Raw genomic sequence first — 23,506 nt, 5'->3', positions numbered from 1 at the left:
AGACTTCGCGGGCGCTGCGGGAGGGCGCACCGCTTTTAGCTACCCGAGCGCCCGTGTACGTACTCCGTCGGAATGACGGGTTCCCCGCGTGAGAGCTGGGTCGCCGACAGCGGCAGACCGTCGCGCGCGGCCGTGTGCCGGTCCCGTACGACGTCCAGCGGCTCGCGCGCCACGACGTCACCGCTCTTGACCAGTTCGACGAGGAGCTGGCGGTCCACGAGGTCGGCCGGGACGGCGCCGGTGCCGACGACCTCGGCCTCCGCGATCCCGTCCGCGTCCAGCCGCCGGGCCGCCCACTTGCGGCCGCCGATGGAGGTCTTGCCGCCGGAGGACTTCTTCGCGACCGGCACCAGCGGTGCCTTCACATCGGCGGACTCGGCGCGGGCGACCAGCTTGTAGACCATCGAGCAGGTCGGGTGCCCGGAGCCGGTGACCAGCTGGGTGCCGACGCCGTACGCGTCCACGGGCGCCGCCGCGAGCGAGGCGATGGCGTACTCGTCGAGGTCCGAGGTCACGATGATCTTCGTGTCCGTCGCACCCAGCTCGTCCAGCTGCTGCCGCACCCGGTGGGCGACGAGCAGCAGGTCACCCGAGTCGATGCGGACCGCGCCCAGCTCGGGACCGGCGACCTCCACCGCCATCCGGACGGCCTCGGCGACGTCGTAGGTGTCGACGAGCAGCGTGGTGCCCCGGCCGAGCGAGTTCACCTGGGCCTGGAAGGCGTCGCGCTCGTGGTCGTGCAGGAGGGTGAAGGCGTGGGCGGAGGTGCCGACGGTCGGGATGTTGTAGCGGAAGCCGGCCGCCAGGTCGGAGGTGGAGGCGAAGCCGCCGAGGTAGGCGGCGCGGGAGGCGGCGACGGCGGCGAGCTCGTGGGTGCGGCGGGCGCCCATCTCGATCAGCGGGCGGCCGCCTGCGGCCGAGGACATCCGGGAGGCGGCCGCGGCGATCGCGGAGTCGTGGTTGAGGATCGAGAGGATCACGGTCTCCAGGAGCACGCACTCGGCGAAGGAGCCCTCGACCCGCATGATCGGCGAGCCCGGGAAGTAGACCTCGCCCTCCGGATAGCCCCAGATGTCACCGGAGAACCGGTACGAGGCGAGCCAGTCCAGGGTCTGGGCGTCGACGATGTTCCGTTCACCCAGGAAGCGCAGTACGTCCGCGTCGAATCGGAAGTTCTCGACGGCGTCCAGGACCCGCCCGGTGCCCGCCACGACGCCGTACCGGCGCCCGTTCGGCAGCCGCCGGGTGAAGACCTCGAAGACGCTGTGCCGCTCGGCGGTACCGGCCTTCAGCGCGGCCTGCAGCATCGTGAGCTCGTACTGGTCAGTGAAGAGCGCCGTCGAGGGGACGTCCACCGGCAGCCCAAGGTCCGCTGTGTTCATGGCAATGGATAGTACTCCCTTCTCGTCGGTGTGACGATTTCTGTGATGCGTGGCAGCATGGGCCATGTGACGTCACCCGCTCCCGTAGAGATCGAACGCACCGAGTCGGCGGAAGAGGTCTTCGCCGTCCCCGAGCCGGACGTCCCCTGGGTCACCATCGTCCACAACGACCCGGTCAACCTCATGAGCTACGTGACGTATGTCTTCCAGACGTACTTCGGCTACACGAAGGACAAGGCCACCAAGCTCATGATGGACGTCCACCACAAGGGCCGAGCGGTCGTCTCCAGCGGAACTCGCGAGGAGATGGAGCGCGACGTGCAGGCGATGCACGGCTACGGTCTGTGGGCCACCCTGCAGCAGGACCGGAAGTAGCTGAACTGACCTTCATGCCTGGACACTTCGAACCGCTCCCCGGCGGCGGCGCGGCCGTCGCGCTCGACGACGTCGAGATCTCGATCATCCGCTCGCTGGCCGTCCAGCTCCTGGAGCTCATCGGTCCGGGGCCCGCCGAGGACGCCTCCGACGACCCGCTCGCCGAGCTGTTCGCCGAGGGCCCCAGCGAGCCGCCCACCGACCCGGTGCTCAAGCGGCTGTTCCCGGACGCCTACAGCGACCCCGAGGGCACGCCCGGCCCCAAGGAGGCCGAGGAGCGCAAGGCGTACTCCTCGGAGTTCCGCCGCTACACCGAGAACGACCTCAGGGCCGGCAAGCGGGACAACGCCCTCGCGGTGATCCGCTCCCTGGACGCGCTGAGCCCGGTGGGCGACGGCGGGGCGGTGCTCAAGCTGTCGCCGGAGGAGTCGCGGCACTGGCTCGGCGCCCTCAACGACCTGCGTCTGGCGATCGGCTCCCGGCTGGAGATCGCCGACGAGGAGGACACCGACCTCCTCTACCGGCTCCCGGACGAGGACCCCCGTAAGCCGATGGTGATGGCGTATCTGTGGCTGGGCGGGCTCCAGGAGACCCTCGTGACGACACTTCTGCCGTAGTTTGTGACGTTTTTGTGTTCGCTCAGCGGACGCTCAAATCCGGATAACGATCGCGTCACCGTCCTGATGGCGTATGCCCCTTCCGGTATTTGTTTGTCCGCTTCTTCCTGTGCTCTGCGCCACATCCCGCGCAGGTGATCAATATTGCGGCCGTGATAAATCTTCACGACCGCCCGACGAACACCACCCGTATGTTCGCTCGGGTGCGCCACCGAGCCGGTCACCACCGGCCAGGCAGAAAACTCCAGTATCCGGGGGGATCGAGAACCGATCCGAGGCCGACGAGAGGCCCGGTTCGGATGGAGAAAGGCGCACCACACATATGACCTCCGCTCAGGTCGAAAAAGGCACGGAGAACACCTCCGAAGAGGGTTACGAGCGTGGCCTCGGCAGCCGCCAGGTCCAGATGATCGCGATCGGCGGCGCCATCGGCGTCGGTCTCTTCCTCAACGCCGGGGCGAACATCGCCAAGGCGGGCCCCAGCCTCATCCTCATGTACGCCGTCGCCGGCGTCATCATCTTCTTCATCATGCGGGCGCTCGGTGAGCTCCTGCTCTACCGCCCGGTCTCGGGCTCCTTCGCCGAGTACTCCCGTGAGTTCCTCGGCCCGTTCTTCGGCTACTTCACCGGCTGGACGTACTGGCTGATGTGGGTCGTCACCGGCATGGCCGAGCTCACCGCCGCCGCGATCTACGTCCACTACTGGTTCCCGGACGTCCCGCAATGGCTGACCGCCCTGGTCTTCCTGGTGATCCTCTTCGGAGTCAACCTGATCTCCGTGAAGGTCTTCGGTGAGCTGGAGTTCTGGTTCTCGATGATCAAGGTCACCGCCCTGATCGGCATGATCGTGATCGGCCTGGGCGTGCTCACCTTCGGCTTCAGCGCCGCCGGGGACACCGCCGCCGTCTCCAACCTCTGGGCCTTCGACGGCTTCTTCCCCAAGGGCATCGGCTCGTCCCTGATGACCTTGCAGGGCGTCATGTTCGCCTACCTCGCCGTCGAACTGGTCGGCGTCACGGCCGGCGAGTCGGAGAACCCCGAGAAGACCCTCCCCAAGGCGATCAACACCCTGCCCTGGCGTATCGCGCTGTTCTACGTCGGCGCTCTCACCGTCATCCTGTGCGTGGTGAAGTGGACCGAGTTCGCGGAGGGCGTCAGCCCCTTCGTGAAGGCCTTCGCGGTGATCGGCATCCCGGCCGCCGCCGGCATCGTCAACTTCGTCGTGCTGACCGCGGCCCTGTCCTCCTGCAACTCCGGCATGTACTCCACGGGCCGCATGCTGCGGAACCTGGCCGAGAGCGGCGAGGCGCCGGCGGTCTTCAAGAAGCTGTCCGCCACCAAGGCGCCGGCCGTCGGTGTCGCGGTCTCCGTCGCCTTCATGGGCATCGGGGTCGTCCTCAACTACATCGTCCCCGAGAAGGCCTTCGGGTACGTCGTCTCCGTGGCGACCGCGGCCGGCATCTGGACCTGGCTGATGATCCTGATCAGCCACGTGCTCTACCGCCGCGCGGTCGACGCGGGGCGCCTGCCCGCCTCGCCCTTCCCGGCGCCCGGCGGCGCGAAGTGCTCGTACGTCGCGATCGCCTTCCTGCTCTTCGTCACGGGTCTCATCGCCTACGACGCCGACTCCCGCGTCTGCCTGTACGTCATGGCGGGCTGGGCCGCCGCCCTCGGTGTCGGCTGGGTCGTCCTGAAGAGCCGCAACCCGCAGATCGCCGAGCGCCGCGAGCCCGAGTCCACGAAGGCCGGCTGACCACCCCCGACGGACGTCAGTGGCAGGGAGCTCTCGTGGCGCCCCCTGCCACAGCCGCTCAGACGTCCGGCATATGGGCCGCCCCGTACCACCTGTCGGTACGGGGCGGCCCCTCTGCTTATCCTGGCCAGCATGCTGACCATCACCCAGGCCCTCGTCGACCAGATCGTCGCGCACGCGCGCAAGGACCACCCCGACGAGGCATGCGGCGTCGTCGCGGGACCGGCCGGCTCGGACCGCCCCGAGCGCTTCATCCCGATGCTGAACGCGGCCATGTCGCCCACGTTCTACGAGTTCGACTCCGGCGACCTCCTCAAGCTCTACCGCGAGATGGACGACCGCGACGAGGAGCCGGTGGTCATCTACCACTCCCACACCGCCACCGAGGCCTACCCGTCCCGCACCGACGTGAGCTACGCCAACGAGCCCGGCGCCCACTACGTCCTCGTCTCCACCGCGGACACCGACGGCCTCGGCGACTTCCAGTTCCGCTCGTTCCGGATCGTGGACGGCGAGATCACGGAGGAGGAGGTCACCGTCGTAGCGGCATACTGATCACCGTACGCCCGACCAACTCGCCCAATCGGAGACGGTGTTGACGCGACGGCCGCACGGACAGCGCCCCACGATCGAGGACGTCGCACGCCGGTCGGGGGTGTCGAGATCCACGGTCTCGCGGGTGATCAACGGCGAGCCCAAGGTGCGCGCCGAGGTCGTCGAACAGGTCCGCCAGGTCATCGCCGAGCTGGGCTACGTCCCCAACCAAGCCGCCCGGCAACTGGTCACGCACCGCACGAACGCCGTCGCCGTCGTCGCCGACCAGCCCGACGACCGGCTCTTCCTCGACCCGTACTTCGACCGCCTCCTGCGCGGCATCCGCAGGGAGCTCGCCCGCCACGGCGCCCAGGCCGTCCTGCTCTTCCTGGACGAGCCGGACGACCACGCGCGCGTGGCCGACTACCTAGGCGGCGGCCATGTCGACGCGGCCGTCCTGTTCTCCCTGCACCCCGGCGGCCGGCTGCACGAGATGATCGGCCGCCTCGACATCCCCGCGGTCTTCGGCGGCCGCCCCCTCCTGCGCGACGGCGACACCGTGCGCGCCCACGCCTGTGTCGACGGCGACAACCGCGGCGGAGCCCGGCAGGCCGTCCGGCACCTGGTCTCCCTGGGCCGCCGCCGCATCGCGACCGTCACCGGCCCCTACGACCAGGAACACTCCGCCGCCGAACGCCTCGCCGGCTACCGGGACGTCCTGCCCGACGCCCCACCGGAGCTGGTCGAACGCGCCGACTACACCCGCCAGGGCGCCGCCGCCGCGACAGCCGCCCTGCTAGACCGGTGCCCCGACCTGGACGCCGTCTTCGTCGCCTCCGACCTGATGGCCTCCGGCGCCCTGGAGACCCTGCGCGCACGGGGGCGCCGCGTCCCCGAGGACGTGGCCGTCGTAGGGTTCGACGACCTCGCCGAGATCGCCGAGGCGACCGACCCGCCGCTGACCACGGTCCACCAGGACGTGGGGGAGATGGGACGCCTGATGGCCCGCCTGCTCTTCGACCGCCCCTCGGAGCTCCCGTCGGTCGTCGTCCCCACCCGACTGGTGCTGCGCGAGTCCGCCTGATCTGCCGCGTCTCACTCCCCGGCCGATATCCGTCCGGGATGTGGGATCACATTCCGGGACCCGGACAGGGAATCGATACGATGACCCCATGGTTCTGAACGACGTGACTGAGAAGGCGCCGAGCACGCTGCTCGTGGCGCGGCTCCACGTCGACCTGTGCAGGCTGAACAGCGCCATCTGTTGACGTTCCCTGCCGCCGTACGGCTGTGAGCCGCGGCGCCCCAGTGCGCCCATCGACCCCAGACTTCCCGACAGGAGCCCGCAACCATGGCCATCGAGGTCCGCATCCCCACCATCCTCCGCACCTACACCGACGGCCAGAAGGCGGTGGAGGGCAACGGGGACACGCTCGCCGAGCTCTTCGCCGACCTCGAGACCCGGCACGCGGGCATCCAGGCCCGCATCGTGGACGGCGGCGAGCTGCGCCGCTTCGTCAACGTCTACCTCAACGACGAGGACGTCCGCTTCCTCGACGGCATCACCACGAAGCTGTCGGACGGCGACAACGTCACGATCCTGCCGGCCGTCGCCGGCGGCATGGCCTGATCCCGATGCGCTACGACTCCCCGCTGGCCGCGGTGGGCAACACCCCTCTGGTGCGCCTGCCGCGGCTGTCGCCGTCCGACGACGTCCGCATCTGGGCCAAGCTGGAGGACCGCAACCCCACCGGCTCGGTCAAGGACCGCCCGGCCCTGCACATGATCGAGCAGGCGGAGAAGGACGGCCGCCTCACCCCCGGCTGCACCATCCTGGAGCCGACCAGCGGCAACACCGGCATCTCGCTCGCCATGGCCGCCAAGCTCAAGGGCTACCGCATGGTCTGCGTGATGCCCGAGAACACCTCGCAGGAGCGCCGGGAGCTGCTCGGCATGTGGGGCGCGGAGATCATCCCGTCGCCCGCCGCGGGCGGCTCCAACACGGCCGTACGCGTCGCCAAGGAACTCTCCGCCGAGCACCCCGACTGGGTGATGCTCTACCAGTACGGCAACCCCGACAACGCGGGCGCCCACTACGCCACGACCGGCCCGGAGATCCTCACCGACCTCCCCTCCATCACCCACTTCGTGGCGGGCCTCGGCACCACCGGCACCCTCATGGGCGTCGGCCGCTACCTGCGCGAGCACAAGCCGGACGTCAGGATCGTCGCCGCCGAGCCGCGCTACGACGACCTGGTCTACGGGCTCAGGAACCTCGACGAGGGCTTCGTCCCGGAGCTCTACGACGCCTCCGTCCTGACCACCCGCTTCTCGGTCGGCTCGGCGGACGCGGTCACCCGCACCCGCGAACTCCTCCAGCAGGAGGGCATCTTCGCGGGCGTCTCCACGGGCGCCGCCCTGCACGCCGCGATCGGCGTCGGCAACAAGGCGCTGAAGGCGGGGGAGAGCGCGGACATCGTGTTCGTCGTCGCGGACGGCGGCTGGAAGTACCTGTCGACCGGTGTGTACACGGCGGCGACGACGGAGGAAGCGATCGAGACGCTCCAGGGCCAGCTCTGGGCGTAAGCCCTCGTCCTCGACGTTCTACGTCCGTCTCGAAGTTCTACGTCGCCAGGTGACGGACCTGGTCCCACAGGACCGGGTCCACCACACCCGCCCGGCGCCGGAAGTCCCACACCGGCACCTCGCGCAGCTCGTCCGTCTCCAGGAAGCTCGCGCGCCCGTGGGCATCGCCCACCGAACCCGGCGGCAGCGGAATCACACCCGCCCGCTCGTCGTGGTACTTGCTGGTGATCTTCGCGACGACCGCCCGCTTCCCGTGCACCGCGAGCACCAGACACGGCCGGTCCTTGGCCCCCGGACCGTCCTCGAAGGGCACGTTCGCCCACCAGATCTCCGCAGGCCGGGGACGCGCGGCGGCGGTCCGCTGCCCGGGGCGTCCCGGCGGCCGGGTCCGGCGACCCTCCGGCCTGCGCCCCCGTCCCCACCCGTCCACGAGCGTGGCGACCAGCGCGAGCAGCACCACCGCCGCGAGCGCCAACCACCAGGACGTATCCATGGGGACGACGTTACCGGCGCACGATCCGCACCGCGCGCCTTCTACGAGCCTTACGCGCCCCCGGTCCAGCCGAACCGGTGACAGCACAGGTGAGTTCGCCCACAACAGCCCTTGGCGGAGGAGCGACAAGGGGTTTTGCGCCTTACGCTCGACGGACCGCACGACCCCCGAGTCCCCGTTCCCGATCTTCTGGATTCCTGGATCTCCGGATCTCCTGGATTACCCGCCAGCGGAGGTTTCTGCTTTATGAAGCTCACCGTCGTCGGCTGCTCGGGGTCGTTCCCGTCCGCGGAATCGGCCTGCTCGAGCTACCTCGTAGAGGCCGACGGCTTCCGGCTGCTTCTCGACATGGGCAACGGTGCCCTTGGCGAGCTGCAGCGCCACTGCGGTCTCTACGACCTCGACGCGATCTTCCTCAGCCATCTGCACGCCGACCACTGCATCGACATGTGCGCGTACTTCGTCGCACGCTACTACCGCCATGACGGCGGCCGCTGCGATCCGATCCCGGTCTACGGACCCGAGGGCACGGAACACCGGCTGACCACCGCCTACGCGGACACCCCGACCGCCTCCTCCATGAGCGAGGTCTTCGACTTCCACACGGTCAAGCCGTCCACCTTCGAGGTCGGCCCCTTCACCGTGCACACCGAGCGCGTGGCGCATCCCGTGGAGGCGTACGGCATCCGCGTCGAACACGGCGGAAAGTCGCTCACGTACTCCGGCGACACCGGGACCACCCCGGCGCTGGACGAACTCGCCCGGGACACCGACCTGTTCCTGTGCGAGGCCGCCTTCACGCACGGCAAGGAGGACATCCCCGACCTGCATCTCAACGGCCGCGAGGCGGGTGAGACGGCGGCCCGGGCAGGCGCCCGCCGCCTGGTCCTCACCCACATCCCCCCGTGGACCGACCCGCAGGTCAACCTCACCGACGCCCGCGCGGTCTACGACGGCCCGGTGGAGCTGGCGGTGCCGAGGGTGTCGTACGACATCTGACTCCTCGTACCTGCACGAAGGCCCCGGAACCTTCCCGGTTCCGGGGCCTTCGTCATGCCGTACGGCGGTCTGGACTCACGCCTTCGTGAGGTCCTCGACCTCCTCCTCGGGCTCGCGGCCCGGGGTGGGGAGGTTGAACTTGGTGATGGCGAAGCGGAAGACGACGTAGTAGACCGCGGCGAAGACCAGGCCGATCGGGATGATCAGCCAGGGCTTGGTCGCCAGGTTCCAGTTGAGGCCGTAGTCGATGGCTCCCGCGGAGAACGTGAAGCCCGCGTGGACACCGAGCGCCCACGTGATCGCCATGGAGATGGCCGTGAGCACCGCGTGGATCACGTACAGCACCGGGGCGATGAACATGAACGAGAACTCGATCGGCTCGGTCACACCGGTCACGAAGGAGGTCAGGGCGAGCGAGATCATCATGCCCATCACGGCCTTGCGGCGCTCGGGGCGAGCGGAGTGGGCGATCGCGATCGCGGCGGCCGGCAGACCGAACATCATGATCGGGAAGAAGCCCGACATGAACTGACCGGCGGTCGGGTCACCCGCGAAGAAGCGGTTCAGGTCACCGTGCACCACGGCACCCGCGGAGTCGGTGAAGTCACCGATCTGGAACCAGGAGACGGTGTTGACGAACTGGTGCATGCCGATCGGGATCAGCGCGCGGTTGATCAGGCCGAACAGACCGGCACCCACCGAGCCCAGGCCGGTGATCCACTCGCCGGCGTCGGAGATGACCTCACCGATCGGCTCCCAGACCAGACCGAAGAAGACGCCCATGGCGGTACCGACGAAGGCCATGATGATCGGGACGAGCCGGCGGCCGTTGAAGAAGCCGAGCCAGTCCACCAGCTTCTTGCGGTGGTAGCGCTGCCACAGCACCGCGGACAGCAGACCCATGAGGATGCCGCCGAGGACACCCGGGTTGTTGTAGGTCGCGGCTATGTCCGCGCCCGCCTGCACCTTGGCCTCCGTCACCGGGAAGGCCTTCAGGACATTGCTGTAGACCAGGAATCCGACCAGCGCGGCCAGCGCGGTGGAGCCGTCCGACTTCTTGGCGAAGCCGATGGCGACACCGATACAGAACAGCATCGGCAGGTTGTCGAAGATCGCGCCACCGGCCGTGGCGAAGACCGCCGTGACCTTGTCGGGCAGGTTCAGCTTCTCCTGCACGTCGGCCTGACCGAGACGGAGCAGGATGCCCGCCGCCGGCAACACGGCGATGGGCAGCTGCAAACTGCGGCCGACCTTCTGCAGGCCCTGGAAAAGACCGGATCCCCGCTTCTTTGCGGGGGCCGCCGTGTCGGTGGCGGTACTCATACGTCCTCCATCGGGTGGTGGTCTACACCACTCAGTGGTGTAGACCTGTTGTACACGATGGAGGGCGATATAAGGAACCCGTCAATTCCGCAACCGGAACGCTACGTACGGTCAGACCTTGGTGACGTCCTCGACCTCGTCCTCCGGCTCCCTACCCGGAGTCTTGAGATCGAACTTCGTGATCGCGAACCGGAAGATCACGTAATAGACGACCGCGAAGCACAGACCGATCGGAATGATCGCCCAGGGTTTCGTCGCCAGATTCCAGTTGATGACGTAGTCGATCAGCCCGGCCGAGAAACTGAACCCGTCGTGCACCCCCAGCCCCCACGTCACCGCCATCGACACACCCGTCAGCAGCGCGTGGACCGCGTACAGCAGCGGCGCGATGAAGAGGAACGAGTACTCGATCGGCTCGGTGATCCCCGTGACGAACGAGGTCAGCGCCACGGAGAGCATGAGACCGCCGACCTCCTTGCGACGGTTCGGCTTGGCGCAGTGGGTGATCGCGAGAGCCGCCGCCGGCAGCGCGAACATCATGATCGGGAAGAACCCGGACGTGAACTGACCCGCGTTCGGGTCGCCCGCCAGGAACATGCTGATGTCACCGTGCACCTCGGTGCCGTCCGGCTTGGTGTACGTGCCGAACTGGAACCAGATGGGCACGTTGAGGAACTGGTGCAACCCGATCACCAGCAAAGCCCGGTTCGCGATACCGAAGATGCCCGCACCCCACGCGCCCGCGTCGCTCAGCCAGTCGCTGAAGTTCTCCAGCCCGTCACCGATCGGCGGCCAGATCCACAGGCACAGCGCGGCGAACACGATCGCCACGAACGCCATGATGATCGGCACCAGCCGGCGGCCGTTGAAGAAGCCGAGCCAGTCCACCAGCTTCGTACGGTGATAACGCGCCCAGAAGAACGCCGCCAGCAGACCCATCACGATGCCGCCGAAGACACCGGGATTCTGGAACGTGAACGCCGTCACCGTGCCGTCCACCGAGGCCTGGCAGCCGATGCCGGTCACCGCCTTCGCCCCGTCGGGGCAGTCCTCCGGGAACTGGCGCAGCACCGAGTAGTAGACGAGGAAGCCCGTCACCGCGGCCAGCGCCGTCGAACCGTCCGCCTTCTTCGCCATGCCGATCGCCACACCGATGCAGAACAGCAGCGGCAGCCCCAGCTGGCTGTCGAGCAGCGCGCCACCCGCGCCCGCCATCACCTTGGCGACGTTCGTCCAGCCCAGCCCGTCGTCCCCGAACACGTCCGGCTGCCCGAGCCGGTTGAGAATGCCCGCCGCCGGCAGCACGGCGATGGGGAGCTGAAGGCTGCGGCCCATCTTCTGCAGGCCCTGGAACACCGACTGCCACCGTCGGCGTGCGGGAGAGATCTCGGTGTCGGAACTCATGAGTTGGCGACCGCCTGTCAGGTGGTGTAGACCAGTTACGGACGATTGGGTTGCTGTGACGTCATCTTTCGGTACATACAGCTCAATCGCTCGCGAAGTTGGGCCAACTGTGCATGAGGAGACCGACATGGCCACCAAAGCTGAGAAGATCGTTGCCGGGCTCGGCGGCATCGACAACATCGAAGAGGTCGAGGGCTGCATCACCCGCCTCCGCACCGAGGTCCACAACGCGGCGCTCGTCGACGAGGCCGCCCTCAAGGCCGCCGGAGCCCACGGCGTCGTCAAGATGGGCACCGCGATCCAGGTCGTCATCGGCACCGACGCCGACCCCATCGCCGCGGAGATCGAAGACATGATGTGAGCCTTTGAGCCCACCCCGAAAGAGGCTCTTCCCCCCCCCCCCCCGCGGGAGGAGCCCCTTCCGTATGTGCGGCTAGGCTCAGCGCCATGTCTCGCATCGACGGCCGCACCCCCGAACAGCTCCGCCCCGTCACCATCGAACGTGGCTGGAGCAAGCACGCCGAGGGCTCCGTCCTCGTCTCCTTCGGCGACACGAAGGTCTTCTGCACCGCCTCCGTCACCGAAGGCGTCCCCCGCTGGCGCAAAGGCAGCGGCGAGGGCTGGGTGACCGCCGAGTACTCCATGCTGCCCCGCGCCACCAACACCCGCGGCGACCGCGAATCCGTCCGCGGCAAGATCGGCGGCCGCACCCACGAGATCTCCCGCCTCATCGGCCGCTCCCTGCGCGCGGTCATCGACTACAAGGCGCTCGGCGAGAACACGATCGTCCTCGACTGCGACGTCCTCCAGGCCGACGGCGGCACGCGCACGGCGGCGATCACCGGCGCGTACGTGGCGCTCGCGGACGCGATCTCCTGGGCCCAGGGCAAGAAACTGATCAAGGCGGGCCGCCAGCCCCTGACCGGAACCGTCTCGGCGGTCTCCGTGGGCATCGTGGGCGGAGTCCCGCTCCTGGACCTCTGCTACGAGGAAGACGTCCGCGCCGAGACCGACATGAACGTCGTCTGCACCGGCGACGGCCGCTTCGTCGAGGTCCAGGGCACCGCGGAAGCCGAACCCTTCGCCCGCGACGAGCTCAACTCCCTGCTCGACCTGGCGGTTTCGGGCTGCACGGAACTCGCTGTCCTCCAGCGCAAGGCCCTTGATACCGTCCTCGAAAAGTAAAGGACGCACCAAGAAAAGCGGGCGGAACGGGCAACCCGACCGCCCGCGCTCGCGTCACTACGGGTACGGGCGTACGGCACACCGCTGTACGCCCGGCCAGTACACGGGGGCCCTTGGGGCTGAGCAAGGGAGGATCATCACCATGGCCGAGAGCCGACGCCGTCGAGGTACCGCCATCGCCGCAGTAGTGGCGGCCGTTGGATTGACGGTGGGACTCACGACCGGCTGCGACGCGGTCAACAAGGCCCTGGACTGCGTCCAGACCGCCGAGGCCGTCGCCGACAGCGTGACCGACCTCCAGCAGGCCGTCGAGAACGCCTCCAACGACCCGACCCAGATCGAGGAATCTCTCAGCTCCATCGACCAGAACCTCGACGAGATCGGCGACAAGACCGACAACGCCGACGTCAACAAGGCCGTCGACAACCTCAACGACGCGGTCAACAACGTCCGGACAGCGGTGGAGAACGGCGACGAGACGCCCGACCTCAGCCCCATCACGGACGCGGCGGGCGAACTGACGAAGGTCTGCACGTCGTAGCTGAGCGGCAGGCGGGGCCGGGATACTGGTCCCCATGACCCGCCTGATCCTCGCCACCCGCAACGCCGGGAAAATCACCGAACTCCACGCCATCCTCGCCGACGCGGGCCTGCCCCACGACCTGGTCGGCGCGGACGCGTACCCGGACATCCCCGACGTCAAAGAAACCGGCGTGACCTTCGCCGAGAACGCCCTCCTGAAGGCCCACGCGCTGGCCCGGGCAACGGGCCTGCCGGCCGTCGCCGACGACTCGGGCCTGTGCGTGGACGTCCTCAACGGCGCCCCGGGCATCTTCTCGGCCCGCTGGGCGGGCAGGCACGGCGACGACAAGGCGAACCTGGATCTGCTCCTGGCCCAGCTCTCGGACATCGCCGACGAACACCGCGGCGCCCACTTCGCCTGCGCAGCGGCCCTGGCCCTGCCCGACGGCACGGAACGAGTGGTCGAGGGCCGCCTCCCGGGTGTCCTGCGGCACGCCCCGGCCGGCACGAACGGCTTCGGCTACGACCCGATCCTCCAGCCGGAGGGCGACACACGGACCTGCGCCGAACTGACGGCCGAGGAGAAGAACGCGATCAGCCATCGGGGGCAGGCGTTCCGGGCGTTGGTGCCGGTGGTGCGGGAGCTGTTGGGCTGACTAACGCCGAGGGGCGCGGTGCCCCGTGGGGAACCGCGCCCTGAAGGTGGGGCCGACGAGACTCGAACTCGCACTGTCCACTACCTAAAAGTGGTGCCTCCTGCCAAATTGGGCTACGGCCCCACGTACAGCTTACTGGTACTTGGTCGCGGCCTGTTGCCTCCCCTGCACCAGGTGCTGGTGATCGCATGGCAGTTGGGACACAGCAACCGCAGGTTCTCCCGCCGGTCGTCGCCCCAGTCCCCGTTGATGTGATCGACCTCCAGCGTCATGGGCTTGCCGAGCCACTCGGGGGCGGTGCCGCACTCGGCGCACTTCTCGGGCACGCCCACTTCCAAGAGCGCTCGACGGAGCAGATGGGTCCTGGTCCGGCGGGTGCCGTCGTGTTGGACCAGGATGTCCCCGGCGCGCCTGACCGGGGTGGTGCCCGGTCCGCCGCGTTGGTGCGCCTGCCCAAGGAAGTGCGTGGTGTCGAGACCGTCCTCGGCCACCCAGCGGCGCACCTGGGCGCGCAGCCTGCTGTTGTAGGGCTCCATTCCCAGGGCACGGAGCGTATCCGCGATGGAGATTGCTCCCTCGACCGCTCGCCGCAGCTCGTCAGAGGTCGGTCTCGTGGGTACTGTCATCACCCGTTTCTGGCGGGGCATGTGCGAGACGTCGATCCCGAAGTGCTCGAAGCGCCGGAACAGGTGGCGACGAAGTTGCCCGTACGGTCGGGTGCCGAAGAACGCGATGACCTCGTCGATGTCGGAACACTGCGCGGCGGCCTCGATCAGACGTTCCCGGGTGTAGTGCACGCCGCTGCTCATGAAGTCCGGCCCTTGCCGCGGCCCCGGTAACTGTCCGTCGTCGAGTGGCAGTTGGGGCACAGGAACCGCAGGTTCTCGATGCGGTTGTCGCGCCAGTTGCCGTCGATGTGGTCGACCTCCAGGGGGAGCGGGTGGCCCCGCCAGACCGCGTTCATGCCGCACATGGCGCAGCGCTCCGCCATGCCCGTGGTCGTCAGCGCCCACCTGAGCCGGTCACTCGGGATGCGCCGCGCCCGGCCGACCGGCTGTTCGACAAGCAGGGCCTCCGGCGTGCGGGGGCGCCAGACCTTGCCTCGTTGCGTCGGCACCTGGAAATGCGAGACGTCGATGCCGTACGCCTTGATCCGGCGGCTGATGTGCGTGTGATGGCCGCCGACCACCTCCAGCCCGAGATGCCGCAGCACCTCGCACATGTTCGTCGACGCCGAGACCGCCTCCTGAAGGAGCTCCCGTGTCCACCTCACCCCCTCCCGCTCGAAGTGCGAGACATCCACTCCGAGTCTCTTCATCCGACCGAGCACGTACCGCCGCGTCGAGCTCTTCGGATCCACCCCCAACCTCCGACACGCCTCAGTCAACGTCCGAGCCCCCCGAGCCGCCTCCTCAAGCCGCTCCCTGGGATACGCGCTGGCCCCCATACCGCTCCCCTCCGTTCCCGGCCACACGTTCGTGGCCCGTACGGAGTAACGAACCGCTGATCGGACAGTCACGCAGGGAACGTGAAGAGGGAACGCCTCCCCGGCATGGAAGAGGAGCCAGGCCGGTGGCTGAGTGGCCCGGCCTGGCTCCCGATGTTGCCGATGTGTGGGTCTCGTTCAGGTACCCGCGTACCCGCTAGATGCCCAGGTCCTTGATGATCTTCGCCACGTGGCCCGTCGCCCGGACGTTGTAGAGGGCCCGTTCGACCTTGCCCTCCTCGTCCACGATGATCGTGGAGCGGATGACGCCCATGTAGGTCTTGCCGTAGTTCTTCTTCTCGCCGAAGGCGGCGTAGGCGTCGAGGACCGTCTTGTCCTCGTCCGCCAGCAGCGTGATCCTCAAGGACTCCTTGTCGCGGAACTTCGCCAGCTTCTCCGGCTTGTCCGGGGAGATGCCGATGACGTCGTACCCCGCGCCGGCCAGCACCTCCAGGTTGTCCGTGAAGTCGCAGGCCTGCTTCGTGCAGCCGGGGGTGAGGGCGGCCGGGTAGAAGTAGACGATGACCTTGCGGCCTTTGTGGTCCGAGAGGGACACGTCATTGCCGTCGGCGTCGGGGAGGGTGAAGGCGGGGGCCACGTCCCCGGGCTGGAGTCGCTCGCTCATCGGACCAGCCTAACCGGGGGTGCTGACAGTGCGGTCGCCCGGCGAACTGACAGACTGTCCAGAACAGCATCGACAGACACCTCGGAGGCCGTACGGTGGCGGACACGTCGGACACCAGAACCCCGGCGGAGATCGAGGCGGACATCAAGCGCCGCCGCGAGAACCTGGCCGAGACACTCGACGAGATCGGGGTGCGGGTGCACCCGAAGACGATCGTCGGCGACGCCAAGGCCAAGGTCGTCTCCAATATTGATCACACCCTTGGGCGGGCCTACGTCGGTGTCAATCGGGCCGTCAGCAACACCAAGGCTCAGTTCGTCGACGGTGACGGCGCCCCGCGTCTGGAGCGCATCGTCCCCGTCGCGCTCGTCGCCGTCGGACTCGTGGGGCTGCTCGCCCTGGGAACCCGGCGTCGTAAGGCGTAAGGGCTGACCCGGGCGCGGACGAATCCCCCTCAGGCAGGTAGGTTCTCAGCCGTGAGCGCCAACAGAAACAGCACCCAGCACGACAAGCTGCCCATTCGGATGCTGCACGACCGTGTACTCGTGCGGCAGGACGCCGGTGAGGGCGAGCGGCGTTCCGGGGGCGGGATCCTCATTCCCGCCACCGCGGCCGTGGGCCGGCGGCTGGCGTGGGCGGATGTCGTCGCGGTCGGGCAGAACGTACGGACCGTCGAGCCGGGCGACCGGGTTCTGTTCGACCCGGAGGACCGTGCCGAGGTCGAGGTGCGGGGTGTCGCGTATGTGCTCATGCGCGAGCGTGATCTGCACGCCGTGGCCGCGGACCGGTTCGAGGGGTCCGAGGACTCGACTGGGCTGTACCTGTAGATCCGACCTGCGATTCGAAGCCGGAAGGGGCTGGTGACCATCGTCACCAGCCCCTTTTGCTGTGCCCTTGCTACCTTTGAAGGGCGACCCGACGAGACGCGCCGTACCGGGCTGTAAGGCAAAGACGACGCACCCGTGAAGAAATCCGTGTCTCGGAGGTGCCTGTCATGGCCTGGGTTCTGCTTGTCGTCGCCGGTCTGCTCGAGGTCGGCTGGTCGATCGGGATGAAGTACACCGACGGTTTCACCCGGCTGGTCCCCAGCCTGCTCACCGGGGCGGGCATCGTGGCCAGCATGGTTCTGCTGTCCCACGCCGCGAAGACCCTCCCCATCGGTACCGCCTATGGCGTGTGGGTGGGTATCGGGGCCGCCGGGGCGGCGGTGCTCGGCATGGTGGTGCTGGGGGAGCCGGCGACCGCCGCCCGGATCTTCTTCGTGTGTCTGCTGCTCGTCGCTGTTGTCGGGCTGAAGGCGACGTCCGGTCACTGAGTCGTCGGTGGGCCCCCGCCCACCGACGTGCCGCCGGTCGTACCGGTCGTCGCGCCACCGGTCGTGGTGTCGCCCGTGGTGCCGCCGGTGGTCGTGTCCCCGGTCGTGCCACCCGTCGTGGTCGTGTCGCCGGTCGTCCCGCCCGTGGTGGTCGTGTCGCCGGTCGTGCCGCCCGTGGTGGTGTCGCCCGTCGTGCCGCCGGTCGTCGTGGTGTCACCCGTCGTGCCGCCGTCGGTCTGACCGCCGGTGTCCTGACCGCCGTCGGTCGTGCCGCCGTCGTCCTGGCCCTCCGTGTCCTCCGGGGGGACGAAGCTCGGCTCCTGCGTCGGCGTCTCGACCACGTCGGCGCCCTCCTGGAGTTCGAGGTCGAACTCACTGGCGGACTTGCCCTTCAGGGCGTCCTTGGTGAACTGGGCCCAGATCTCGGTGGGTGCCCCGCCGCCGTTGATGCGCGGCAGGCCCATGACGCCGTACAGGGACTTGTGCTTGGCGGTGACCGGGTCCTGGCCCATCACCGCGACGACGGTGGCGAGGTCGGGGGTGTAGCCGGCGAACCAGGCGGCCTGGTCCTCCTCGGCGGTACCGGTCTTGCCGGCCGCCGGGCGGCCCGCGGCCTGGGCGGCGGTGGCGGTGCCGTTCTCCACGACGCTCTGCAGGATCGACGTCGTGGTGTCGGCGGCCTGGCGGGTCACGGCCTGGGAGCTCTTGTGCTCCGGCAGCTCCACGACGTCCTTGCCGTCCCGGGTGATGGTCTTGATCATCGTGTACGCGCCGTGCCTGCCGTGGTTGGCGAGGGTGGCGTACGACTCCGCCATGTCGAGGACGCTGGCGGTGTTCACGCCGAGCGCGATGGAGGGCGACGCGGTCAGGTCGGGGGTGTCGGAGGGGATGCCGAGGGCGATCGCGGTGTCCCTGACCTTGTCGGAGCCCACGTCCACGGCCATCTGCGCGTACACCGAGTTCACCGACTTGTCGGTGGCGGTGCGCACGGTGATGTCGCCGTACGACACGTCGTCCTCGTTGGCCGGGTCGTAGGAGCCGCCGGTCCAGCCCTGGACGGGGCGCTTGTTGGTGCCGTCGTAGATCGTGTTCGGGGTGATGGTGCGGCCGTCCTGGGTGGTGGACTCGTTCTGGACGGCCGAGGTGAACACGAAGGGCTTGAAGGTGGAGCCGACCTGGAAGTCCCGGCGGGTGGCGTTGTTCGTGTACTGCTTGACGTAGTCGATGCCGCCGTACATGGCGACGACCTGCCCGGTCTTCGGGTCGACGGCGGCGCCGCCCGCGCGGACGTAGGTGTCGACCTTGCGGTTCTTCTTGTCGAGCTTGTCCATCAGCTTGTCGTTGACGGCGTCGACGAAGGCGTCCTGCTTGCTCTTCTGGAAGGTGGTGGTGATGCGGTAGCCGCCGGCGTCGAGTTCGTCGGAGGTGAGGATCTTGTTGTCGCTCAGGTAGTCGTTGACGGCGTTGACGAGATAGCCGCGCTGCCCGGACATGCCGGTGGAGACGGTGGCCTCCTTGGGCATCGGGAACTTCAGGCCGGTGCGCTCGGACTCTTTGAGCCAGCCCTCCTTGACCATGCCGTCCAGGACGTAGTTCCAGCGGGCCAGCGCGGCCGACTTGTTCTCGGGGTGGGCGACGACGTCGTACTCGCTGGGCGCGTTGAGCAGGGCGGCGAGGTAGGCGCCCTGGGCCGCGGTGAGGTCGGTGGCGTCCTTGCCGTAGTAGGCCTGGGCGGCGGCCTGGATGCCGTAGGAATTGCGGCCGAAGTAGCTGGTGTTGAGGTAGCCCTCGAGGATCTCGGCCTTGGACTTCTCCCGGTCCAGCTTGATCGAGATGAAGAACTCCTTCACCTTGCGGGTGACGGTCTGTTCCTGCGCGAGGTAGTAGTTCTTCACGTACTGCTGGGTGATCGTGGAGCCGGACTGGGTGCCCTTGCCGGTGGCGGTGTTCCAGCCGGCGCGCACCATCGCCTTGGGGTCGATCGCCGACTCGGAGTAGAAGTCCCGGTCCTCGGCGGCCAGTACGGCGTGCTGGGCGGCCACGGAGACCTGGGAGAGGCCGACGTTCTCGCGGTTGACCTCGCCGTCGCGGGCGAGTTGGCTGCCGTCGGCGTAGAGATAGACGTTGGACTGCTTGGTGGCGAGGGCGTTGGCGGGCGGGATCTTCACCAGCGAGTAGCCGAGGAAGAACAGGCCGATCAGCAGCAGTATCCCGATCACGAAGGTGCCGAGCACCATGCGCCAGGTGGGGATGATCCGCCGCCATCCGGTGCGCTTGGGCCTCTTGGGCTTCTTCCCGTTCTGCCCACCGGGCTCCGCGGCCGCCAAGGGTTCTCTGGGTGCCCAGCCCTGGTTCGGCTGCTGCGGCTGCGGCTCGTCGCTCATGTCGTGCACGGACTCCTGTTTCACGCTTTTACGTCGTACGTCGCCGTACGCCCTCGTACGTCTTTTGCGCCCCCGGATGAAGACTGTCGCACCATGCGTTCCGTTCCCGATGAGCGGCGCGCGTCTGCCCGGAAATTGGGTGGCATCCGTCACCACCAGGGGGCTAGGCTCCTGCGCTTCGGTGTCCGGGCGGGCCGAGGAGGGCTGGAACTGATGGGTTCGGGGCGGTTGTACCTGGCCGTCGCGGCGGGCGGATTCAGACGGTACGCGACCTATCGGGCGGCCACCGCGGCCGGGGTGTTCACCAACACGGTGTTCGGGCTGATTCTCGTGTACACCTACACCGCGTTGTGGGACGAGAAGCCGCACCTGGGCGGGTACGACCTGGCGCAGGCCGTCACCTATGTGTGGATCGGCCAGTCGCTGTTCAAGACGCTCGCCAACGGTGGCGGGGGCGTCGAGAGCGAACTCATGGAGCGTATCCGTACGGGTGACATCGCGATCGACCTGTACCGTCCGGCCGATCTCCAACTGTGGTGGCTGGCCGCCGATTTGGGCCGGGCGGGGTTCGAACTGCTGGGCCGCGGCGTGCTTCCCTTCGTGTTCGGCGCACTGGTCTTCGACCTCGCGCTGCCGACGGACGTGTCCTCGTGGGCGGCGTTCTTCGGCGCGGTGGCGCTGGCGATGCTGGTCAGTTTCGGGATTCGGTACCTGGTGGCGCTGAGCGCGTTCTGGCTGCTCGACGGTACCGGGGTGGCGCAGATGGTGATGTTCGTCGGGTGGTTCTGCTCGGGGATGATCCTGCCGCTGAACGTCTTCCCGGGCGTGCTGGGTGAGGTCGTACGGGTGCTGCCGTGGTCGTCGCTGCTCCAGGCGCCCGCGGATGTGCTGATGGGGCACGCCGATCCGCTGGGCACGTACGCCTTCCAGTCGATGTGGGCGGTGGTGCTGCTGGCGGCCGGGCGGATGGTGCAGGGGGCGGCGACGCGGCGGGTGGTGGTGCAGGGTGGTTGACACTGACAGGGTGCCGGACACGGACAGGGTGCTGGACACCGGCAAGGTGGCCGCGCGCGGTGGGGCGGCCGTGAGCGGCAGGGTCGTCGACGGGCTGCGCGCCTACCGGATGATCTCCGCGATGTGGATCCGCTCCACGATGGCCTACCGGGCGTCCTTCCTCATGACCACGCTGGGCAACTTCACGGCGACCGCGCTCGACTTCGTCGCGATCATGCTGATGTTCTCCCGTGTGGACGCGCTCGGCGGCTACGCGCTGCCCCAAGTCGCCTTCCTCTACGGCCTGTCCAGCACCGCGTTCGGTCTCGCCGATCTGCTGCTCGGCTCGATGGAGAAGCTGGGCCGGCGGGTGCGCGACGGCACGCTGGACACGCTGTTGGTGCGTCCGGCGCCGGTGCTCGCGCAGATGGCGGCGGACCAGTTCGGGCTGCGGCGCCTGGGCCGGATCACGCAGGGTGTGATGGTGCTGGTCTACGGGCTGGCCACGGTCGACATCGACTGGACGCCGCTGAAGCTGCTGCTGATGCCGGTGATGATCCTGAGCGGTGCCGGGATCTTCGGTGCGGTGTTCATCGCGGGCGCGGCCTTCCAGTTCGTGGCGAAGGACGCCTCCGAGGTGCAGAACGCGTTCACCTACGGCGGTACGACGATGTTGCAGTACCCGCCGACGGTGTTCGCGACGGAGCTGGTGCGCGGGGTGACGTTCGTGTTCCCGCTGGCCTTCGTCAACTGGCTGCCGGCGACGTATGTGCTGGGGGTGCCGCTGCCGCTCGGGCTGCCGCAGTGGGTGGCGTTCCTGTCGCCGCTGGTGGCGGTGGGGTGTTGTGCGCTGGCGGGGCTGGCATGGCGGGCCGGGTTGCGGACGTATCAGAGCACGGGGAACTGAGGGGCATGGACGAGGTGGTGCACGAGGTCATGGACGAAGCCGGGGACGGGGTCATGGGCGGGGCTTTCATCGAGCTGGACCGCGTCGAGAAGGTCTTCGACGTGCGCAAGAAGACCGGGTTCCTGAAGCGGGAGCGGCGCGAGGTGCGGGCCGTCGACTCGATCTCCTTCACGGTGGCGCGGGGCGAGATGGTCGGCTACATCGGGCCCAACGGCGCCGGGAAGTCGACCACGATCAAGATGCTGACGGGCATCCTGACGCCGAGCGGGGGCCGGCTGCGGGTGGCGGGCATCGACCCGTCCCGGGAGCGGTCACGGCTCGCGCACCGGATCGGGGTGGTGTTCGGGCAGCGCACGACGCTGTGGTGGGACCTGCCGCTCATCGACTCGTACAAGCTGATGCACCGCATGTACCGGATCCCGGACGCCCGTTACCGCGAGAACCTCGACCGCTGTGTCGAACTCCTCGAACTGGCCGACCTGTTGGACGTGCCCGTACGGCAGCTCTCGCTGGGCCAGCGGATGCGCGGCGACATCGCGGCGGCGCTGCTGCACGACCCCGAGGTGCTGTACCTGGACGAGCCGACGATCGGTCTCGACGTCATCTCCAAGGCCAAGGTGCGGGGTTTTCTGCGGGAGTTGAACTCCGAGAGCGGCACGACCGTCCTGCTGACCACGCACGACCTCCAGGACATCGAGCAGCTCTGCTCCCGGGTGATGGTGATCGACCACGGGCGTCTGATGTACGATGGCCCGCTCGCCGGCCTCCACGAGGCGGGGGAGAGCGAGCGGACCCTGGTCGTGGACCTGGAGCGGGAGCTCCCGCCGATCGAGGCGCCGCCCGCCCGGGTGGTGAAGGTGGAGGGGCCCCGGCAGTGGCTGGCGTTCCCGGCGGGGGAGTCGGCGGCGCCGCTGGTGGCGCGGATCGCGGCGGAGTATCCGCTGGTGGACCTGTCGGTGCGGGAGCCGGACATCGAGGCGGTCATCGCCAAGATGTACGCCGAGCGGGCGACCGCATAGTGCGAGGACGTTCGAACTCGTAGGCTTCTGTGTATGACGGACGACGAACTCCCGGACCTTCGTGCCTCCGACGCCGACCGTGAGCGAGTGGCCGAGATCCTGCGGGACGCCCTCGCAGAGGGCCGTCTCGACATGGAGGAGTTCGAGGAGCGGCTGGAAGCGACGTACAAGGCGCGGACCTACGGCGAGCTGACACCCATCACCCGGGATCTGCCGACCGCGCCGGGCCCGGCGGTGAACCTGTTCAAGGAGCCGGTCGCGGACGGGAGTTGGGCGTCGCGGATCACGGGCGGCGAGGGCTCCTCCACGTGGGGCGTCGCCGTCATGGCCGGGTTCCAGCGCAAGGGGCGCTGGACCGTGCCGAAGCGGTTCACCGGCTTCGCCTTCATGGGCGGCGGGGAGATCGATCTGCGCGAGGCGAACTTCGCGGACCGTGAGGTCGAGATCAACTGCGTGGCGATCATGGGCGGTATCGAGGTGATCGTGCCGCCAGGTGTCGAGGTCGTCGTGCGCGGGCTCGGGATCATGGGCGGCTTCGACGAGCGCGCGCATGACGTCCCGGACGATCCGCGGGCCCCACGGGTGATCGTCACCGGGCTCGCGCTGCTGGGCGGCGTCGAGGTCTACCGGAAGCTGCCCAGGGCCGAGCGGCAGCGGCTCAAGGAGGAACGGCGCCAGGAGCGGCTGGAGCGGAAGAACGCGCGCCGAGAGCTGGGCTCCCACCACCGCGATCCGCACGACCTCCACGACCTCCGCGACGTCCACCGTGACGCCATGGACCAGGTCCGCGAGGCGATGGAGGAACACCGCGAACTGCGCCGGGAGAGGCGCGAGCGACGGCGGTACGAGGACTGAGGGCCGGTGCCGGCCGGGGGCTGAGGGCCGGTGCTGGCCGGGGGCTGAGAGCCGGTGCCGGTGCGAGAGCGATGGCCGGGGCGGTACGAGGCT

Annotated in this window: 28 protein-coding genes, 1 tRNA gene and 1 riboswitch; of the genes, 20 read left to right on the top strand and 9 right to left on the bottom strand. The window is 68.6% G+C overall.

Annotated features, from left to right (window positions below):
- Positions 1 to 35 precede the first annotated feature (35 nt).
- On the bottom strand, positions 36 to 1,382 hold the full coding sequence (locus ACFY0U_RS04665; RefSeq protein WP_388630066.1) for a nicotinate phosphoribosyltransferase: 1,347 nt from the start codon (positions 1,380 to 1,382) through the stop codon (positions 36 to 38).
- Between the two features lie 57 nt (positions 1,383 to 1,439).
- Here ACFY0U_RS04665 and clpS point away from each other — a divergent pair, with 57 nt between their 5' ends.
- From clpS to ACFY0U_RS04625, 8 genes are all read left to right on the top strand, one after another.
- Positions 1,440 to 1,757, top strand: a complete 318-nt coding sequence (gene clpS / locus ACFY0U_RS04660) for an ATP-dependent Clp protease adapter ClpS (RefSeq protein ID WP_388630459.1) — start codon at positions 1,440 to 1,442, stop codon at positions 1,755 to 1,757.
- Positions 1,758 to 1,771: 14 nt separating this feature from the next.
- On the top strand, positions 1,772 to 2,374 hold the full coding sequence (locus ACFY0U_RS04655) for a DUF2017 domain-containing protein (RefSeq protein WP_388630063.1): 603 nt from the start codon (positions 1,772 to 1,774) through the stop codon (positions 2,372 to 2,374).
- A 322-nt stretch (positions 2,375 to 2,696) separates the two neighbouring features.
- Positions 2,697 to 4,127, top strand: coding sequence for an amino acid permease (locus tag ACFY0U_RS04650; protein WP_388630060.1), 1,431 nt, complete (start codon positions 2,697 to 2,699; stop codon positions 4,125 to 4,127).
- Positions 4,128 to 4,259: 132 nt separating this feature from the next.
- Positions 4,260 to 4,682: a Mov34/MPN/PAD-1 family protein gene (locus ACFY0U_RS04645; RefSeq protein WP_388630057.1), complete on the top strand. Its 423-nt coding sequence runs from the start codon at positions 4,260 to 4,262 to the stop codon at positions 4,680 to 4,682.
- Between the two features lie 40 nt (positions 4,683 to 4,722).
- A complete protein-coding gene (locus tag ACFY0U_RS04640) occupies positions 4,723 to 5,745 on the top strand; it encodes a LacI family DNA-binding transcriptional regulator (RefSeq protein WP_388630054.1) in 1,023 nt (340 codons plus the stop codon).
- An 88-nt stretch (positions 5,746 to 5,833) separates the two neighbouring features.
- Positions 5,834 to 5,929: a putative leader peptide gene (locus ACFY0U_RS04635; RefSeq protein ID WP_388630051.1), complete on the top strand. Its 96-nt coding sequence runs from the start codon at positions 5,834 to 5,836 to the stop codon at positions 5,927 to 5,929.
- Between the two features lie 83 nt (positions 5,930 to 6,012).
- The gene (locus ACFY0U_RS04630; RefSeq protein WP_388630048.1) at positions 6,013 to 6,291 is read left to right on the top strand and encodes a MoaD/ThiS family protein; all 279 of its coding nucleotides are present in this window, start codon (positions 6,013 to 6,015) and stop codon (positions 6,289 to 6,291) included.
- 5 nt (positions 6,292 to 6,296) lie between these two features.
- A complete protein-coding gene (locus ACFY0U_RS04625) occupies positions 6,297 to 7,247 on the top strand; it encodes a PLP-dependent cysteine synthase family protein (RefSeq protein ID WP_388630045.1) in 951 nt (316 codons plus the stop codon).
- Between the two features lie 37 nt (positions 7,248 to 7,284).
- Here the strand turns inward: ACFY0U_RS04625 and ACFY0U_RS04620 are convergent, their stop codons facing one another.
- On the bottom strand, positions 7,285 to 7,740 hold the full coding sequence (locus tag ACFY0U_RS04620; protein WP_388630043.1) for a type II toxin-antitoxin system PemK/MazF family toxin: 456 nt from the start codon (positions 7,738 to 7,740) through the stop codon (positions 7,285 to 7,287).
- A gap of 246 nt (positions 7,741 to 7,986) precedes the next feature.
- Between ACFY0U_RS04620 and ACFY0U_RS04615 the strand changes: the two genes are divergently transcribed.
- The gene (locus ACFY0U_RS04615) at positions 7,987 to 8,739 is read left to right on the top strand and encodes an MBL fold metallo-hydrolase (RefSeq protein WP_388630040.1); all 753 of its coding nucleotides are present in this window, start codon (positions 7,987 to 7,989) and stop codon (positions 8,737 to 8,739) included.
- Between the two features lie 75 nt (positions 8,740 to 8,814).
- Here ACFY0U_RS04615 and ACFY0U_RS04610 read toward each other — a convergent pair whose 3' ends face one another.
- Both ACFY0U_RS04610 and ACFY0U_RS04605 read right to left on the bottom strand, forming a co-directional pair.
- Positions 8,815 to 10,062, bottom strand: a complete 1,248-nt coding sequence (locus ACFY0U_RS04610; RefSeq protein ID WP_388630037.1) for a PTS transporter subunit EIIC — start codon at positions 10,060 to 10,062, stop codon at positions 8,815 to 8,817.
- A 111-nt stretch (positions 10,063 to 10,173) separates the two neighbouring features.
- Positions 10,174 to 11,466 carry a PTS transporter subunit EIIC gene (locus ACFY0U_RS04605; RefSeq protein WP_388630034.1) on the bottom strand — a complete coding sequence of 431 codons (1,293 nt, stop codon included), beginning with the start codon at positions 11,464 to 11,466 and terminating at the stop codon, positions 10,174 to 10,176.
- A gap of 127 nt (positions 11,467 to 11,593) precedes the next feature.
- Between ACFY0U_RS04605 and ACFY0U_RS04600 the strand changes: the two genes are divergently transcribed.
- From ACFY0U_RS04600 to rdgB, 4 genes are all read left to right on the top strand, one after another.
- Entirely contained in the window at positions 11,594 to 11,827 is a 234-nt protein-coding gene (locus tag ACFY0U_RS04600) for a glucose PTS transporter subunit EIIB (protein WP_171144364.1), read from the top strand.
- An 86-nt stretch (positions 11,828 to 11,913) separates the two neighbouring features.
- The gene (gene rph / locus ACFY0U_RS04595) at positions 11,914 to 12,651 is read left to right on the top strand and encodes a ribonuclease PH (RefSeq protein ID WP_266826460.1); all 738 of its coding nucleotides are present in this window, start codon (positions 11,914 to 11,916) and stop codon (positions 12,649 to 12,651) included.
- 142 nt (positions 12,652 to 12,793) lie between these two features.
- Complete coding sequence (locus ACFY0U_RS04590; protein ID WP_388630030.1) at positions 12,794 to 13,192, top strand: hypothetical protein; 399 nt, start codon at positions 12,794 to 12,796, stop codon at positions 13,190 to 13,192.
- Positions 13,193 to 13,226: 34 nt separating this feature from the next.
- The gene (rdgB, locus tag ACFY0U_RS04585) at positions 13,227 to 13,829 is read left to right on the top strand and encodes an RdgB/HAM1 family non-canonical purine NTP pyrophosphatase (RefSeq protein WP_388630027.1); all 603 of its coding nucleotides are present in this window, start codon (positions 13,227 to 13,229) and stop codon (positions 13,827 to 13,829) included.
- A gap of 47 nt (positions 13,830 to 13,876) precedes the next feature.
- Here the strand turns inward: rdgB and ACFY0U_RS04580 are convergent.
- The 4 genes from ACFY0U_RS04580 to bcp all read right to left on the bottom strand — a co-directional run bounded on the left by ACFY0U_RS04580 (position 13,877) and on the right by bcp (position 15,940).
- Positions 13,877 to 13,952 (bottom strand) — tRNA-Leu (locus ACFY0U_RS04580).
- Entirely contained in the window at positions 13,943 to 14,638 is a 696-nt protein-coding gene (locus ACFY0U_RS04575; protein ID WP_388630024.1) for an HNH endonuclease, read from the bottom strand. Before ACFY0U_RS04575 ends, ACFY0U_RS04580 begins: the two co-directional genes overlap by 10 nt.
- Positions 14,635 to 15,276, bottom strand: coding sequence for an HNH endonuclease signature motif containing protein (locus ACFY0U_RS04570; RefSeq protein ID WP_388630022.1), 642 nt, complete (start codon positions 15,274 to 15,276; stop codon positions 14,635 to 14,637). Before ACFY0U_RS04570 ends, ACFY0U_RS04575 begins: the two co-directional genes overlap by 4 nt.
- A gap of 196 nt (positions 15,277 to 15,472) precedes the next feature.
- Positions 15,473 to 15,940, bottom strand: a complete 468-nt coding sequence (gene bcp / locus ACFY0U_RS04565; protein WP_388630019.1) for a thioredoxin-dependent thiol peroxidase — start codon at positions 15,938 to 15,940, stop codon at positions 15,473 to 15,475.
- 95 nt (positions 15,941 to 16,035) lie between these two features.
- On the opposite strand from bcp, the gene ACFY0U_RS04560 reads away from it, so the two are divergent.
- From ACFY0U_RS04560 to ACFY0U_RS04550, 3 genes are all read left to right on the top strand, one after another.
- Positions 16,036 to 16,365: a DUF3618 domain-containing protein gene (locus ACFY0U_RS04560; RefSeq protein WP_388630016.1), complete on the top strand. Its 330-nt coding sequence runs from the start codon at positions 16,036 to 16,038 to the stop codon at positions 16,363 to 16,365.
- Positions 16,366 to 16,416: 51 nt separating this feature from the next.
- On the top strand, positions 16,417 to 16,767 hold the full coding sequence (locus ACFY0U_RS04555; RefSeq protein ID WP_388630013.1) for a GroES family chaperonin: 351 nt from the start codon (positions 16,417 to 16,419) through the stop codon (positions 16,765 to 16,767).
- A gap of 58 nt (positions 16,768 to 16,825) precedes the next feature.
- A riboswitch (guanidine-III (ykkC-III) riboswitch) is annotated at positions 16,826 to 16,901 on the top strand.
- Between the two features lie 33 nt (positions 16,902 to 16,934).
- Positions 16,935 to 17,255, top strand: a complete 321-nt coding sequence (locus ACFY0U_RS04550; protein ID WP_046259004.1) for a multidrug efflux SMR transporter — start codon at positions 16,935 to 16,937, stop codon at positions 17,253 to 17,255.
- Here ACFY0U_RS04550 and ACFY0U_RS04545 read toward each other — a convergent pair.
- The gene (locus tag ACFY0U_RS04545; RefSeq protein WP_388630010.1) at positions 17,249 to 19,639 is read right to left on the bottom strand and encodes a transglycosylase domain-containing protein; all 2,391 of its coding nucleotides are present in this window, start codon (positions 19,637 to 19,639) and stop codon (positions 17,249 to 17,251) included. The genes ACFY0U_RS04550 and ACFY0U_RS04545 overlap by 7 nt on opposite strands.
- A gap of 213 nt (positions 19,640 to 19,852) precedes the next feature.
- Here ACFY0U_RS04545 and ACFY0U_RS04540 point away from each other — a divergent pair, with 213 nt between their 5' ends.
- Genes ACFY0U_RS04540 through ACFY0U_RS04525 form a run of 4 tightly spaced genes read left to right on the top strand, consistent with a single transcriptional unit; the run spans position 19,853 to position 23,413 of the window.
- Positions 19,853 to 20,653: an ABC transporter permease gene (locus ACFY0U_RS04540; protein WP_388630008.1), complete on the top strand. Its 801-nt coding sequence runs from the start codon at positions 19,853 to 19,855 to the stop codon at positions 20,651 to 20,653.
- A gap of 28 nt (positions 20,654 to 20,681) precedes the next feature.
- Positions 20,682 to 21,539 (top strand): ABC transporter permease, encoded by an 858-nt coding sequence (locus ACFY0U_RS04535; RefSeq protein ID WP_388630456.1) that lies wholly within the window; start codon positions 20,682 to 20,684, stop codon positions 21,537 to 21,539.
- Between the two features lie 5 nt (positions 21,540 to 21,544).
- Entirely contained in the window at positions 21,545 to 22,558 is a 1,014-nt protein-coding gene (locus ACFY0U_RS04530) for an ATP-binding cassette domain-containing protein (RefSeq protein ID WP_388630005.1), read from the top strand.
- A 33-nt stretch (positions 22,559 to 22,591) separates the two neighbouring features.
- Positions 22,592 to 23,413 carry a DUF1707 domain-containing protein gene (locus ACFY0U_RS04525; RefSeq protein ID WP_388630003.1) on the top strand — a complete coding sequence of 274 codons (822 nt, stop codon included), beginning with the start codon at positions 22,592 to 22,594 and terminating at the stop codon, positions 23,411 to 23,413.
- Positions 23,414 to 23,506 lie beyond the last annotated feature (93 nt).

Source organism: Streptomyces sp. NPDC001536 (assembly GCF_042894505.1).
Taxonomy (GTDB): Bacteria; Actinomycetota; Actinomycetes; order Streptomycetales; family Streptomycetaceae; genus Streptomyces.
Note: the sequence above shows the minus strand (reverse complement) of the source record. Positions and strands in the feature narration are given on the sequence as shown.